This window comes from Mycetocola sp. CAN_C7 (assembly GCF_015752285.1).
Lineage (GTDB): Bacteria > Actinomycetota > Actinomycetes > Actinomycetales > Microbacteriaceae > Mycetocola_A.
The window spans coordinates 334,106-348,248 of the sequence record NZ_JADOUY010000003.1 but is presented as its reverse complement, the minus strand read 5'-3'; the positions used below and the strand labels follow the sequence as shown (position 1 = coordinate 348,248).

Below are 14,143 nucleotides of genomic sequence, written 5' to 3'. Positions count from 1 at the left end.
GTGCGGCTACGGTGCCGCGGGGGGTGGTGGGCCGGTGGAGGCCCGGACAAGAAGGGCGGCAGGCGGGAGCTCGACGCTCTCGGCGGAGCCGTCGGCGATGAGCGCGAGCAGGGTGCGGGCGGCAACCCTGCCCCACTCGACCGGGTCGCTCGTGATGGTGGTGAGCGCCGGGTAGACGTATCCGGAGATGTCGGTGCCGTCGAACCCGGTGATGGACAGGTCGTCGGGAACGTGGAGACCGAGTTGCTGGGCGACGCCGAGGCCGGCGATCGCCATCGGGTCGTTGGCGAAGACGATCGCGGTCGGTGGGGCGCCCGCTCCCAGAAGCGTGCGTGTGGCATCCGCTCCCTGCGACGCCGAGAAGTCGGTCTCGATCACGAGCGACGGGTCGAGCCCTGCGTCGCGCATGGCGTCGGTGAACGAGCTGCGTCGGCGTCCGCCGTGCATCATGTGAGGGTCTCCGGCGACGTGGCCGATCCGCCTGTGGCCGAGCGAGATGAGGTGGGCGACGGCCGCAGCGATGCCGTGGGTGTCGTCGACCTGCACCGACGGGATCTCGACACCCGGTCCAGGCCGGCCGAGCGCGACAGCCGGGAGCGCGAGCTCGGCGAGCAGGTCGAACCGCTCGTCGTTGCGGCGGAGATCGGTGAGGAACACGCCGTCGACTCGATTGTCACCGGCGAGGGTTCGGTAGCTTTTCATCTCGGCCGTGGCATCAGGCACGACGCTCAGCACGAGCGCCCGGCCTTCTTCGGTGAGGACGGACTCGACCCCGGCGATGAATGCGGGAAAGAAGGGGTCTGCAGAGATGACTTCGGCCTTGCGGCGGATGACGAGCCCGAGGGCGAACGAGGTCTTCGTCGACAATGAGCGGGCGCTCAGGCTGGGGCGCCAACCGAGATCTCCGGCCACATCGAGGATCCGCTTGCGTGTCTCGGGCGATACTCCCGGCTTGTCGTTGAGTGCGAAAGAGACGAGGCCTTTGCTGACACCGGCGGTGCGCGCGACATCAGTGATCGTCGGCTTACGTAGAGCCATGTCGCCTCCGCACTGAGGGTGATCGGGACCTTAACCGGTTTAGGCGAATCTATACCGGTTTAGGTGGCGCGTCAAGAAAATGTCGTCGGGCCGCTCACGAGTGCTGCACTTGTGTGCCGGATGCTGCATTTGCAGCAACGCCGATCCCGTCGATGCTGCACTTTCTTGCCGATGCTGCAGTTGCAACTGCAGCATCGGCAAAAAAGTGCAGCACAAGTGCACCGCAGCGGACCCAGCAGCGGTCAGTGCAACAGCAGCGAAGCGACGAGCAGAACCCCGACCGATCCGATCGTCGTGAGCAGGATCGTGTCCCGCGCCAACAGAACACCGCGGTCGTACCGCTGCGCGTAGTTGAAGATGTTCTGGGCCGTCGGCAGGCCGGCGAGCACGACGATGGCGAACAGTTCCTCGCCGGTGATCCCGAACCCGTACTGCGCGATCAGCCACGCCGCTACCGGCATGATCGCCAGCTTCACCGTTGTCGCCAGGATGACATCGCGCCGCCCGACTCCCGGTTCGAGGATGCGCGTGCCGTGCAGCGACATCCCGTAGCTGATCAGCATCATCGGAACGGCAGCAGCGCCGATGAGCCGAAACGGCTCCATCACCGGTGCGGGGATCTCGAGCCCGGTCACCGAGACGACGAGCCCGAGCAGCGATCCGATGATGATCGGGTTGCGGAACGGCTGGCTGAGGATGCGACCGACGGATGCCTTCCCTCCCGTCCCGACATCGAGGAGGGTGAGAGCGATGGGCGCGAAGACGAGCAACTGCAGCAGCACGACGGGGGCGGAGTACGCGGCGTCCCCGAGCACGTACACAGACACCGGGATGCCGATGTTGTTGGCGTTGACGTAGCCGGATGCCAGCGCGCCGATCGTCGCCTCGGGCAGGCGGCGGCGCCAGAACACGACGGCAACGGCGAGGAACACCGCGAAGGCGACGAGAGCCGCGAGGAGCGACACGACGAGCAGTGGGGAAAAAAGCCGCTCGACTTCGGCATCGGCGAGCACCGTGAACAGGAGGAACGGTGACAGCACGAAGAACACGGTGCGGGCGAGAACCGGTTGGCTGGTCGGCCCAAGCAGGTTCACGCGACCGACGAGGTAGCCGATCGCAATGATGACGCCGATGACGCCGAAACCCGTGAGGACGCCAGACATTCGACCATTGTGGCAGGGAAACAGGACCCGCCCCTTCGCAATGCCGCTCTAGCTGTGCCGCCTCAGCCTCGATAGTCTCGATCCATGCCCCACGTCGACGTGCCGGGAGCCCGGCTCTACTACGAAACAGCCGGACACGCCTCGGGCGAACCACTCCTGCTCATCCACGCGGGCATCGCGACGCTGCGGATGTGGGACCCCCTCATCGATTCCCTCGCAGCAGACCACTACGTCATCCGTTATGACACCCGCGGGTTCGGGCAGACGACATGCGAGGCATCCGGGTTCTCCAACCGCGACGACGCACGGAGGATCCTCGACCACCTCGGGGTCGCCCGGGCGACGTTCGTCGGTGCGTCGCGTGGCGGGCGGATCGCGATCGACGTCGCGGTGGAGACCCCAGACCGGGTCACCGGCCTCGTCACCATCGGTTCCGGCCCTGGTGGTTTTCCGGAGATCGAACTCACCGACCAGGAGGAGTCGCTCTGCTCCGCCCTCGACGCGGCGTGGGAGAACAGGGACTACCGCCGCATGATCGACCTCGAGACACAGTTGTGGGCGATCGGGCCGCTGCGGGATGAGGAGGACCTCGATGCGGACTTCGTGCAGAGGGCGTATGCCCTCGGCCGCGCGAACCTGCACCACCAGTCGCCAGAGGAACACGCGGCCGACGAGCTCGAGCCGCCCGCGTACGACCGGGTCGTCGACCTCGACCTGCCGGCTCTCGTCACCGTCGGCGAGTTCGACATCACCCCGGCGCTCATGCAGTTCGAGTACCTTGCCGCCACCGTCCCCGGCGCCACGAGGCACCTGTTCACCGATGCCGCCCACCTGCCGAGCGTCGAGCATCCTGACGAGTTCCTCGCCGTCGTCTCTCCCTGGCTGGCCGCGAACGGTCTCTAGTCGGAGTCGCGCTTCGCCTTCGTCACGACGTCGTATGCGGCGAGCGCCGCCTTGCGCGTTTCAGCGAGGTCGACGATCGGCTGCGGGTAGTCATCCGTGCCCCACTCCGGCACGTTCTGGCGGATGTATTCGCCGTGCGGGTCGAACTTCTTCGCCTGCAGTTCCGGGTTGAAGATCCGGAAGTACGGAGCGGCATCCGCCCCTGATCCGGCCACCCATTGCCAGTTGAATGCGTTGCTTGCGGCGTCCGCGTCGACGAGGGTATCCCAGAACCACTGTTCGCCCTTGCGCCAGTCGATGAGCAGGTTTTTGGTGAGGAACGAGGCGACGACCATCCGCACCCGGTTGTGCATGCTGCCCGTGCGCCACAGTTCACGCATGCCGGCGTCGACGATCGGGATTCCTGTCGTGCCTCGCTGCCAGGCATCGAGTGCCTTGTGATCGAGCGGTGGCCAAGGGAACGCGTCGAACTCCCTGCGCCAGTTCACCGTGGCGAGGTCAGGGGCGGCGAACAGCACGTGGGCGCAGAAATCACGCCAGCCCAGTTCGGTGAGAAACCGGCTCGCGCTCGACGCACGGCGCCCGGTCGCTCCGTGCCGAGCCCGGTCGGTCTCGTGCATGACCCGGTGTGGGCTGATCTCACCCCAGCGCAGGTGCGGAGACAGCCGTGACGTCGCCTGCTGTGCGGGGAGGTCACGTTCGGCGTCGTAGTCGTCGAGGCTGTTCTCGAGGAACGCTTCGAGCAGGCGGTGAGCGGATGCTTCGCCCGGCTCCCATGCCTCGCGCAAGCCGCCGGCCCAGTCGGGACGACGAGGCTCGAGCTCCCAGTCGCCGAGCGTGTCGGTGCCCAGCGCGGACGTCGACCCGTCGATCGCTGTCGGAGCGTCAATCGGTGCACGGGGCGGCGGAGCGGCCTGGCATGCTCGCCAGAACGGGGTGAACACCGAGTACGGCGTTCCCTGCCCGGTCTGGATCGTCCACGGTTCGTAGAGCAGAGATGCCGCGAAGCTCGACACCTCGAGTCCATCGCCGCGCAGCCGCGATTTGATGGCGGCGTCGACGTCACGCTCGGCCTGGCCGTATCGCCGGTTCCAGAACACCGCACCAGCGCCCGCTTCCTCGACGATGCGCGGAAGCACGTCTCCCGCCCGCCCGCGGCGCAGGATCAGCTGAACCCCGAGTTCGCTGAGCGACGCCGCGAGGGAGGTGAGGCTGGAATGCAGCCACCAGCGTGCGGCACCACCGTGCGGGCGGACGCCAGCGGACTCCTCGTCGAGGATGAAGACGGCGACGACGGGGCCGTCGCGCCGAGCGGCGGCCGACAGCGCGGGGTTGTCGTCGAGGCGGAGGTCGTCGCGGAACCAGACGACGGACGGTGTCACAGCCATTTGTTCTTCTTGAAGACGAGGAAGAGTACGACACCCATTCCGAACATGAGGATGAGAGCGAAGGGGTAACCGAGCGGCCAGTCGAGCTCGGGCATGAACCTGAAGTTCATGCCGTAGACCGTTCCGATGAGGGTCGGGGCGAAGAGGATGGCTGCCCAGCTCGAGATCTTTTTCACCTGCTCGCTCTGGGCGAAGCTCGCTTCAGAGAGTCGCCTGGTCTCCTCGTTCTGGCGCTGCCCGACGAGGGCACTGTTCACGGTGAGGGCATTCTGCAGGACCGCGCGGAAGGCATCCGCCCGCTCGACGACACGGAGAACGTGGTCGTGCACGTCACGCAGGTAGCGGCGGAGTTCGACGTCGACGTCGTACTTGTCGGAGCCGGATGCGAGCGACTCGAAGATCCCGATGAGGGGTTTGGTTGCCCGCTGGAACTCGATCACCTCGCGGCTGAGCGCATAGATACGCTTCGACGACTCGCGACCCTCGGCGAACAGGGCGTCATCGATCTCGTCGATGTCGTTCTCCAGTCCGTCGATGACGGGTTGGTAGCCGTCGACGATCTCGTCGAGAACCGCATAGAGGACGGCCTCGGGCCCGAGGGACAGCAGGCGGCTGTCGCCCTCGAGGCGACGGCGGATGGCACCGATGTCCGGAGTCTCGGAGTGACGGACGGTGATGGCGAAGTCGGGGCCGAGGACGACGTGCACCTCGCCGAACTCGAGGCGTTCCTCCGCGTCGAGGTATCGCGCCGCTTTGAAGACACCGAAGAGAGTATCGCCGTAGCGTTCGAGCTTCGGGCGCTGGTGCCCACGGAGCGCATCCTCGATCATGAGGTCGTGCAGGCCGAACTCAGCGGCGACCGAGTGCAGCTCGTCGGCATCCGGGCGGTACAGGCCGATCCAGGCCATGCCCTTCTTCTCGTGCAGCACCTCGTAGGTGTCGTCAAGGCTCGGCGGCGTGGCCACGCGCTCTCCGCGGACGTACACCGCATTGTCGACGACGACCATCTCGCGCTCCTTCCGTCGGCCCGGGACCAGCGACACGGGACCGGGCGCCAGTGTTACACAGTGTTGCAGCCGGGCGAACGATGCGCGGGACTCGTGGCTACCGTTGACACACCCGCCCTTGACCACCTACGGGAGTCCCGTATGCCATCTTCCAGCACTGCACCGGTGATCTCCGGCACCACGCGTGCTGTGTCCGGCGCGACGGATGCCGCATACACCGTCGAATTCGCGGGTGTCGGTCGGTCCTTTCCCGGCGACGGTGGTGCCCGCCAGGTTCTGCGTGACATCTCGATCACGGTGACGCCCGGCGAGGTCCTCGCCATTCTGGGCACGAGTGGATGCGGAAAATCGACGCTCTTGCGAATCGCAGGAGGCCTCGATTCGGCATCATCGGGTCGGGTGCTCATCGACGGCTCGCCCGTCGCCGGCTTCGACGACCGAACAGCCGTCGGATTTCAGGAACCGCGTCTCCTGCCGTGGCGCAGCGTCACAGACAACGTCGCACTCGGCCTGCCACGCGGCACGCCCAAAGCCGCGGGCAGCGCGCGCGTGCGGGAACTCATCGAACTCGTCGGCCTCGGCGAATTCGCCGGGCACCGACCGCGGGAGATCTCGGGAGGCATGGCCCAGAGGGCGTCGCTCGCGCGGGCCCTGGCCAGAAACCCCGGCGTCCTCCTCCTCGACGAACCATTCGGCGCGCTCGACGCGCTGACCCGGCTCAAGATGCAGGACCTGCTCCTCGACGTGCACCGAGCGGCACCGACCACCGTTCTGCTGGTCACGCACGACGTCGACGAAGCCCTCCAACTCGCCGACCGCGTCATCCTGCTCGGCCGTGACACCGGCGCCGAAGGATCCTCCATCGTTCAGGAAATCATCGTTCCAGGTCACCGGCCACGTGACCGGGGCTCGGCAGAACTGGCCGAACTCCGCGGACGCCTTCTGGCCGGTCTCGGCATCGACCGCCACGGCGCGGCCCGCGGTGTCGAGACGACGACGGCCATCCCCCACTACCCGTACTGACGCCAGCACCCAGCACCCAGCACCCAGCAAAGGACCTCCCATGATTCGCAAGCGACTCTCCGCAGCGGCACTCGTCGCCGGCGCCGCAGCCCTGCTCCTCACCGGCTGCGTGGCCGGTGAGAACGCGGGCGCTCCGGCATCCGACACCTCCGACTCTGCGGCCGTCACCGAGGGTGGCGAGCTCAACATCGACTTCGCCACCTACAACCCGCTCTCCCTCGTCATCAAGGACCAGGGCTGGCTGGAAGACGCCCTCGCCGACCAGGACGTCACCGTCAACTGGATCCAGTCGGCCGGGTCGAACAAGGCGAACGAGGCCCTGCGCGCCAACGCCATCGACGTCGGCTCGACCGCAGGCTCCGCTGCGCTTCTCGCCCGTTCCAACGGCTCCCCCATCCAGGTGATCGACCTGTACTCCCAGCCGGAGTGGTCGGCGCTCGTCGTCGGACCTGACTCCAGCGTCACCGATGTCGCGGAGCTCAAGGGCAAGAAGATCGCTGCGACGAAGGGGACCGACCCGTACTTCTTCCTGCTGCAGGCGCTCGAAGAGGCGGGACTCAGCCAGGACGACGTCACCATCGAGAACCTCCAGCACGCAGATGGCTGGGCGGCCCTGCAGAACGGTTCGGTCGACGCCTGGTCAGGTCTCGACCCGATCATGGCCGGCGCCGAGGAATCGGGGGCGAAGCTCATCTACCGCAACGTCGACTTCAACAGCTACGGCTTCCTCAACGCGACGGAGACGTTCCTCACCGAGAAGCCCGATCTCGCGCAGACCGTCGTGAACGCGTACGAGCACGCCCGCGCCTGGGCTGCCGAGAACCCGGACGAGACGGCTCAGATCCTCGCCGATGTCGCCGGACTCGACCTCGCGGTCGCCACCCGGGTCATCACCGAGCGTTCCAACCTCGACGTCGACCCGATCCCGGGCAGTGCCCAGCGCGACGTCCTCGAGATCATCGGCCCGATCTTCGTCGAATCCGGTGACGTCGCCTCGCAGGAGCAGGTCGACGAAGCCCTCGACTCGATCATCAACGACGAGTTCGCGAAACAGGCGGACGCCGACGCGATCGGCTAGTGCCCTCGGTGTGGGTCGGCCACGGCGGACCCACACCCTCACATTCACCAAGGACCGAGCATGAGTCACAACGACAACGTCACGACGGGCGATGAGATACGCGCGGGCACGGTCTCGACGACCGGTCCGGAGAGCGATGGGCCGGTCGCGGGTCGCGCGCGCCCTGCCGTTGTCGCTGAGACCGAAGCGGCCGACGGGCGCGCAGACCGGGTGGCTGGTCGGAAGCGGCTCACGCGGCGCACCTGGTTCATCATTATCGGTGGGGCGTTCATCCCGGCGATCGTCCTGATCGTGTGGCAGGTCGTCTCCTCTCTCGGGCTCGTCTCCGTTTCGCAGCTTCCGTCCCCGGCCATGGTGTGGGCCGCAGCCGTCGACCTCGCACAGCGGGGCCAGCTCGGCCAATACACGGCGATCTCCACCCAGCGAGTGCTCATCGGCTTTTCGATCGGCGCAGCCCTCGGACTTCTCCTCGGAGCGGTCGTCGGCCTGTCCCGCCTCGGTGACATCCTCTTCTCCCCCACCCTCGGTGCGATTCGCGCTGTGCCGTCCCTGGCCTGGGTTCCACTCCTCATCATCTGGCTGAAGTACGGGGAGGAATCGAAGATCACCCTCATCGCCATCGGCGCGTTCTTCCCGGTCTATACGACGGTGTCAGCGGCCCTTCGGCACGTGGACCGACAGCTTGTCGAAGCCGGGCGGGCGTTCGGGCTGAACGGGACCCGCCTGTTCACGACGGTGCAACTCCCAGCCGTCCTTCCTTCGGTCGTCTCCGGGCTGCGGCTGGCGCTCGCCCAGGCGTGGCTGTTCCTCGTCGCCGCCGAGCTTCTCGGCGCGTCGATGGGTCTGGGCTTCCTTCTCAGCGACTCGCAGAACAACGGGCGCATCGACCGCATCTTCCTCGCCATCGTGCTCCTCGCCCTGCTCGGCAAACTCACCGACTCCCTGGTCGGGCTGTTCGAGCGCTGGGTGAACAAGCGCTGGGGCTGACCGCTCAGTTCCCCCCGGCCGTGACGCGGGCGAGGTCGGTGACCACGTCGGCGAGCTGACCGGTGCGGCTGAGCACCGCCCGTTGCCGGTCGGCACCGGTGCCGCGCTCGAGCACCCTGCCCACCTGTCTGTCGACGGATTCCTCGTCGCCATTGGCGGCCAGCGACGATCGCACGTGCTCAACGAGGGCGGCGACCACCACCGCAGCAGGCTGCGGACGCATCGTTCGCGGGTCGAGCAGATCGCCGCTCAGGCCGAACCGGGCGGCGTGCCAACCCGCGAGACGCAGGAGGGACGCCGCGGTTGCACGCGGCGCCGCTCCCACCCGCCAGTCCCGTGCCGCGGTGTCGACGAGACCCCTGCACAGGGCGGCGATGAGGATCGTGTCATCGACGTCGGGGCAGACATCAGCCACTCGGATCTCGACCGTCGGGTAGTGGTGCGACAGTCGCGCGTCGAAGTAGACCATCCCGTCGTCGAGCATCACCCGGGTGTCTTTCATCGCGGTGACCAATGCCTGATAGCCGGCGACCGATCCGAAGACCTCGGGCACGACCGCTGTCGGCCAGCGGCGGATCACTTCGGACCGATAGCTGGCGTATCCCGAGTCGACCCCATGCCAGAACGGGGAGTTGGCGCTGAGAGCAACGAGCACGTGGAGCCATTCACGGATGCGGTCCAGAACGGCGATCCCCTCATCGTCGGACTCGACGAACACGTGGACGTGACAGGCGCAGGCCAACTGGTCCCGCGCCGTCTGCGCGAGAAGGTCGGCGATTCGTTCATATCGCGCATCGGGCATTAGAACGGAATCCGACGGGATCGGCGATGTTCCTGCGGCGATCACGAGCGCGTCCACCGTGCGCGCCGCGTCGATGGCGGTGGACCGCCACGCCGTCACATCGGCCCGCAGGTCTGTCAGGGAACGGTGAGGGGCCGACGCCGTCTCGATCTGTTGCTGCTTGAACTCGTGGTCGAGTGTGCCGCCGTCGTGTCCGGCCGCACCGGCATCCTGCACGCGACGCAGCACGTCACTGGCAGCGGACACGGGCTGACCCGTTTCCGCACTGACCAACAGGAGTTCTTCTTCGACCCCGACGGTTCGCATGCTGTCACTCTGCCAGTTCGGTTGCCTCAACGTAAGTAATGGACGAAGCTCAGGAAGAAGGATTCGAGAGGGGGTGCGACCGTGTGCCGGCTACTGGGATACGTCTCTCGACACCCGACCGCAGTTCTCGACGTGCTCGGCCCCGACGACTTCGCCTCATTCACCTCGCTCACTGCCGTGCACGGCGACGGCTGGGGCGCGGCCTGGCACGACGCCGACGGGCGGATCCGGTCGATCAACTCCACCGGAACAGCAATACTCGACGATGACTACGCCGCAATGGCAGCGACACGGCTCGGCACGAGCGGGCTGCTGCACCTGCGTTGGGCGACCGCCGGTCTTCCGATCTGCCCGGAGAACACGCATCCGTTCGTCGACGGAGACTACGCCTTCGCCCACAACGGCAACATCTCGCCGATCCCCCACCTCGACAGCCTGCTCACACCCGAGTCGCTCGCCCGGTTGACCGGCGACACAGACAGCGAACGCTACTTCAGGCTCCTGCTGCAGTGCATCGCCGAGGCCGGCGACGACACCGAGGGCGTTACCCGCGGGCTGGCGATCCTGCAGCGGGAGTTTCCTGACTTCAGCCTCAACGCGCTGCTCCTCTCTCCAGAGGCCCTGTTCGCCGTGCACATCAACAGCAGGGCCGAGTCCCCGCCGCGGGCATTGCGGGCTCTGTTCGAGCATGAGGATTCGATGCCGGCCAGGCACGCCACCGAGTATTACGCGATGGACTACCGCGTGACGGAGGATGCCGTTCACGTCATCTCGAGCGGGCTCGACGCGGCCGGCTGGACGCCGATGCCCTCTGACACGGCCATCCGGATCGACCTGGGCTCCCGCGACATCACGCACCTGGTGCCACGCATCGACCACCGTGCAGCAGCGGGCTGATCGATCCCCGCCACGCCCTTGTGCACGGCGGGCGTTCTTGGTGTGATGGAGTCGCCGGCACCCGCGCCACCCGCGCGAGCCGGCACTGCCCACACCCGGGCATCGACATCACCCACAAGGAGATACGACGATGACGTCAGCATTCCACGCGGGCGCGTCCCTGGACGCCCTGCACTCCCCCTCCCTCGACCACGAGACCGTTCTGATCACCCGCGGCATCCGTTCCGGGCTCACGATCAGCGTGGCGGTCCACTCCACCAGACTCGGGCCGGCACTCGGCGGCGCACGGGTCTGGCAGTACCGGTCCTGGCTCGAAGCCGTCGAGGATTCCCTCCGGCTCTCCGCTGGCATGACGCTCAAGAATGCGGTCGCTGGCCTCTCCCGCGGTGGCGGCAAGTCAGTGGTCTTCGTGCCTGTGGGCACCGAGCTCGACGTCGCGACCAAGCGTGCGGCCATGCTCGATCTCGGTGATGCCGTCGACAGCCTCGGCGGCAGCTATCAGACCGCTGAGGATGTCGGCACGAGCGCAGAAGACATGGCCGTCGTCGCCGAGCGCACCAGCCACGTCTCCGGGCTCCCTGCCGACCGCGGTGGGGTCGGAGAGCCGAGCGATGCCACGGCCGCCGGTGTGTACTCGGCGCTGGTGGCCACACTGGACGCCGCCTTCGGGAGCCCACTCGTGCGCGGACGACGCGCCACCATCTCAGGACTCGGCCAGGTCGGCGGACGTCTCGCCCGGCGCCTCGCCGACGACGGGGCATCCCTCATCGTCACCGACGTGAACCCGGCCAGGCGTGCTCTTGCCGAAGAGATCGGGGCCAGCTGGATTGAGCCGGGCGACGAGCACCTGTTCGAAACCGACCTCTTCGTTCCGTGCGGGGTCGGCGGAGCACTCAGCCACGACATCATCTCGCAGCTGCGGTGCGCTGCCGTCGTCGGCGCCGCCAACAACCAGCTCGCCGAGCGCGACGGCGCCGAGCAGCTCGCGGAGCGCGGCATCCTCTGGGCACCGGACTTCGTCGCCAACGCCGGAGGTGTGATCTACCTCGACATGGCGTCGCGACCCGGCGCAGACCTCGAGTCGATCCTCCGGCGGGTCGACGGCATCGGCGACACCATCAGTGCCGTCTACCGCTCAGCGAAAGAGCAAGGGGTCACCACCCTGGTCGCAGCGGAGAAACTCGCGACCGACCGACTGGATGCCGTGAAGCTGCAGGCAGCGTAAGCCTCACCCCCGCGAGGTGCTGGGTTTGCAGGGTCACAGCCCGGCTGCACCCCTCCAAACCCAGCAACTCGCGGCAGACGCAGTTAACCTGCGCGGGCGCCGCCGTCTGCGCAGCCAAACTCCGCAGGAGTCAAAGAAACGCCTGACCGCCCCCGGATACGCTCGACTCATCCGCAGTTCGATTCCAGCACCGGGAGGGTTGTTATGTCTGAAATTCACACACGTGTCATCGTTGGCGAGCCCGAGGTGCTCGAAGACACCCGCGACCTGCCCCTTCACCCGGCCTGGCTGGGCCTCAAGGCCGCAGCCACCGGCATCCGCCCACTGCAGATCAAGGACGGCTCGATTCCCGATGCGGATGCCCACGCCACCGCTCGCGACCACGTCGCGACGATCACGGCATCCGTTCGCGAACTGGCGCCCCTCTTCCCGTGGGACGCCGCCTACCTCGAAGCCGTCGTCGTCGATCTGAATCGTTGGGTGACCGAAGGATTCGGCGTGCCGGACTTCTACGACTCGCTCGTCGCATTCCAGCCCCAGGAACACCGCACGAACGGACGCACCCACCTCGTGCTGTTCCCGATGTACACGCAGAACGGGTCAGCAGACCGGCTCGTCGAGGCGGTGCTCATCGAGGTCGTCTGGCCCGACTTCGTGGCTGAACTCGAAGCAGGCGACTACTCGAACCCGTTGTTCGTGCCGATCCGGTTCCTCGACTTCACGCCGGGGTATGACACCAACTCGGCCGTGCTGTTCCCGGAGACGGTGTCGATGCGCGCGATCCCGACGTTCACCTGGGGCGCGATCTTCGCGGACCGCGAGGCTGCGCGGTTCCGCCGGGTGGTGAAGGCCGCTGCCGGGATCACCAAGCTCGACCTTCCCGCTGACGCCCAGGCGCTCCTCGAGGATCAGAAGCTCACCGAAGAGACCTTCATCATGTGGGATCTCATCCACGATCGCACCCACATGCGCGGTGATCTGCCGTTCGACCCGTTCATGATCAAACAGCGGATGCCGTTCTTCCTCTACTCGCTCGAGGAGTTGCGCTGCGACCTCACGGCGTTCAGGGAATCGGTCACGCTCGAACGCACGCTGTCTGCCCAGAGCCCGGTCGAGCTGAGCGAGGCGGAGACGCAGATCCTCGCACACGCGAAGCTCGTGCAGTACGCGGTGATCTTCGACCGTATCTTCCGGTTCGCGCTCACCGGCAGCCGGGTGCGCAACTACGACGGACTCGGCGGCCAACTGTTGTTCGCGTGGCTGCACCAGCACCATGTGCTGCACTGGACAGACACGGCGCTGACCATCGACTGGGCTGAGGTGTCCGACGTGGTTGTTGCGCTTGGTGCGACGATCGACGACCTGTACTGGCGTTCCATCGACCGCCCGAAGGTCTCGCACTGGCTCGCCGCATACGCCCTCGTCTCGAGCACGCTGGAACCGCACCCGGCGTCGGCGTGGGCCCGCGGGCTGCCGGACGACGTGCTCACCGGAGCCCCGAAAGGGTACACCGACCTCGTGATGGACGACGAGTTCCCGCTCTCGATGTTCTACGAGGCTCTGTCGAAGAAGATGCGAGACGTCATCGAATCCACGGCGGGAGTCACCGGTCGTGACTGAGAACGGCGTCGCTGGTCGCACCGTGCTCGTCGCCGGTGCGACCAGCGCTGCCGGCATCGCCGTCTGCCGTGCACTCGCGGCAGGGGGCGCGCACGTGATCGCGGTCGGTTCGGACGCCGGCCGCGTGAGTGCCCTGACCGACACGGTGCCGGACGTCAGAGGTGTCGTCTGCGACCTCGCTGACCTCGGCGATGTCGAACGACTCGCAGAGCAGATACATGCCCATCAGCGCATAGACGGGCTCATCCACCTCGTTGGCGGCTGGCGCGGTGGCGGTGGCCTTGCCGGACAGACCGACGAGGACTGGGACTTCCTGGAACGCCGGGTCCTGACAACCCTGCGCAGCACCACCCGGGTGTTCGTGGACGACCTGTCGGCGTCGGATGCCGGTCGGCTCGCCATCGTGTCCAGCACCTCGGTCGATTCCCCGGCACCGGGCGGCGCGAACTATGCCACGGTGAAGTCAGCCGCCGAGACCTGGGTGCGGGCGATCGCCCGCGGCTTCGCGAAAACCGCGCCGGCGGCATCCGCCACGATCTTTGTCGTCGCAGCACTCGACGGGCTCGAATCGCGACTCGCCACAGAGGTGGTCGGCCTGTGGGACGCGAAGAGAGCATCCGATCCCCTCAGCCGCGTCCTTCTCAGCCCGGATGGCTGAAGTCCGTCGCACGACGGATGCCAGCACCACCCCCACTCGCTAGCGTGG

General features: G+C 67.1%; 13 protein-coding genes. 8 read left to right on the top strand and 5 right to left on the bottom strand.

Annotated features, from left to right (window positions below; genetic code table 11):
• Positions 1-6: 6 nt before the first annotated feature.
• Positions 7-1,038, bottom strand: a complete 1,032-nt coding sequence (locus IWX78_RS08345; RefSeq protein WP_196833057.1) for a LacI family DNA-binding transcriptional regulator — start codon at positions 1,036-1,038, stop codon at positions 7-9.
• 242 nt (positions 1,039-1,280) lie between these two features.
• Positions 1,281-2,201 (bottom strand): AEC family transporter, encoded by a 921-nt coding sequence (locus IWX78_RS08340; RefSeq protein ID WP_196833056.1) that lies wholly within the window; start codon positions 2,199-2,201, stop codon positions 1,281-1,283.
• 84 nt (positions 2,202-2,285) lie between these two features.
• Between IWX78_RS08340 and IWX78_RS08335 the strand changes: the two genes are divergently transcribed.
• Positions 2,286-3,104, top strand: a complete 819-nt coding sequence (locus IWX78_RS08335; protein ID WP_196833055.1) for an alpha/beta fold hydrolase — start codon at positions 2,286-2,288, stop codon at positions 3,102-3,104.
• Here IWX78_RS08335 and IWX78_RS08330 read toward each other — a convergent pair.
• Together IWX78_RS08330 and IWX78_RS08325 are read right to left on the bottom strand one after the other, a co-directional pair.
• Positions 3,101-4,492, bottom strand: a complete 1,392-nt coding sequence (locus tag IWX78_RS08330) for a cryptochrome/photolyase family protein (RefSeq protein ID WP_196833054.1) — start codon at positions 4,490-4,492, stop codon at positions 3,101-3,103. The genes IWX78_RS08335 and IWX78_RS08330 overlap by 4 nt on opposite strands.
• Positions 4,483-5,499 (bottom strand): magnesium and cobalt transport protein CorA, encoded by a 1,017-nt coding sequence (locus tag IWX78_RS08325; RefSeq protein WP_196833053.1) that lies wholly within the window; start codon positions 5,497-5,499, stop codon positions 4,483-4,485. The genes IWX78_RS08330 and IWX78_RS08325 overlap by 10 nt, the downstream gene beginning before the upstream one ends.
• 141 nt (positions 5,500-5,640) lie before the next feature.
• Between IWX78_RS08325 and IWX78_RS08320 the strand changes: the two genes are divergently transcribed.
• From IWX78_RS08320 to IWX78_RS08310, 3 genes are read left to right on the top strand one after another with little or no spacing between them, the layout of a single operon-like run.
• Positions 5,641-6,522, top strand: a complete 882-nt coding sequence (locus IWX78_RS08320) for an ABC transporter ATP-binding protein (RefSeq protein WP_196833052.1) — start codon at positions 5,641-5,643, stop codon at positions 6,520-6,522.
• Positions 6,523-6,562: 40 nt separating this feature from the next.
• Complete coding sequence (locus tag IWX78_RS08315) at positions 6,563-7,600, top strand: aliphatic sulfonate ABC transporter substrate-binding protein (protein ID WP_196833051.1); 1,038 nt, start codon at positions 6,563-6,565, stop codon at positions 7,598-7,600.
• A gap of 60 nt (positions 7,601-7,660) precedes the next feature.
• The gene (locus IWX78_RS08310; RefSeq protein ID WP_196833050.1) at positions 7,661-8,587 is read left to right on the top strand and encodes an ABC transporter permease; all 927 of its coding nucleotides are present in this window, start codon (positions 7,661-7,663) and stop codon (positions 8,585-8,587) included.
• Positions 8,588-8,591: 4 nt separating this feature from the next.
• Here the strand turns inward: IWX78_RS08310 and IWX78_RS08305 are convergent, their stop codons facing one another.
• Entirely contained in the window at positions 8,592-9,695 is a 1,104-nt protein-coding gene (locus IWX78_RS08305) for a carboxylate-amine ligase (protein WP_196833049.1), read from the bottom strand.
• An 81-nt stretch (positions 9,696-9,776) separates the two neighbouring features.
• Between IWX78_RS08305 and IWX78_RS08300 the strand changes: the two genes are divergently transcribed.
• The 4 genes from IWX78_RS08300 to IWX78_RS08285 all read left to right on the top strand — a co-directional run bounded on the left by IWX78_RS08300 (position 9,777) and on the right by IWX78_RS08285 (position 14,095).
• Positions 9,777-10,592, top strand: coding sequence for a class II glutamine amidotransferase (locus tag IWX78_RS08300; RefSeq protein ID WP_196833048.1), 816 nt, complete (start codon positions 9,777-9,779; stop codon positions 10,590-10,592).
• A 130-nt stretch (positions 10,593-10,722) separates the two neighbouring features.
• A complete protein-coding gene (locus tag IWX78_RS08295; protein WP_196833047.1) occupies positions 10,723-11,817 on the top strand; it encodes a Glu/Leu/Phe/Val dehydrogenase family protein in 1,095 nt (364 codons plus the stop codon).
• A 204-nt stretch (positions 11,818-12,021) separates the two neighbouring features.
• Positions 12,022-13,437 (top strand): DUF6421 family protein, encoded by a 1,416-nt coding sequence (locus tag IWX78_RS08290; RefSeq protein WP_196833046.1) that lies wholly within the window; start codon positions 12,022-12,024, stop codon positions 13,435-13,437.
• Positions 13,430-14,095 (top strand): SDR family NAD(P)-dependent oxidoreductase, encoded by a 666-nt coding sequence (locus IWX78_RS08285; RefSeq protein ID WP_334684638.1) that lies wholly within the window; start codon positions 13,430-13,432, stop codon positions 14,093-14,095. The genes IWX78_RS08290 and IWX78_RS08285 overlap by 8 nt, the downstream gene beginning before the upstream one ends.
• The last annotated feature ends 48 nt before the right edge of the window (positions 14,096-14,143 follow it).

Coding starts and splice junctions, on each gene's coding strand:
- IWX78_RS08325 (WP_196833053.1), bottom strand. CDS start 5,499: ATGGTCGTCGTCGACAATGCGGTGTACGTCCGCGGAGAGCGCGTGGCC.
- IWX78_RS08320 (WP_196833052.1), top strand. CDS start 5,641: ATGCCATCTTCCAGCACTGCACCGGTGATCTCCGGCACCACGCGTGCT.
- IWX78_RS08305 (WP_196833049.1), bottom strand. CDS start 9,695: ATGCGAACCGTCGGGGTCGAAGAAGAACTCCTGTTGGTCAGTGCGGAA.
- IWX78_RS08295 (WP_196833047.1), top strand. CDS start 10,723: ATGACGTCAGCATTCCACGCGGGCGCGTCCCTGGACGCCCTGCACTCC.
- IWX78_RS08335 (WP_196833055.1), top strand. CDS start 2,286: ATGCCCCACGTCGACGTGCCGGGAGCCCGGCTCTACTACGAAACAGCC.
- IWX78_RS08310 (WP_196833050.1), top strand. CDS start 7,661: ATGAGTCACAACGACAACGTCACGACGGGCGATGAGATACGCGCGGGC.
- IWX78_RS08345 (WP_196833057.1), bottom strand. CDS start 1,038: ATGGCTCTACGTAAGCCGACGATCACTGATGTCGCGCGCACCGCCGGT.
- IWX78_RS08315 (WP_196833051.1), top strand. CDS start 6,563: ATGATTCGCAAGCGACTCTCCGCAGCGGCACTCGTCGCCGGCGCCGCA.
- IWX78_RS08290 (WP_196833046.1), top strand. CDS start 12,022: ATGTCTGAAATTCACACACGTGTCATCGTTGGCGAGCCCGAGGTGCTC.
- IWX78_RS08340 (WP_196833056.1), bottom strand. CDS start 2,201: ATGTCTGGCGTCCTCACGGGTTTCGGCGTCATCGGCGTCATCATTGCG.
- IWX78_RS08330 (WP_196833054.1), bottom strand. CDS start 4,492: ATGGCTGTGACACCGTCCGTCGTCTGGTTCCGCGACGACCTCCGCCTC.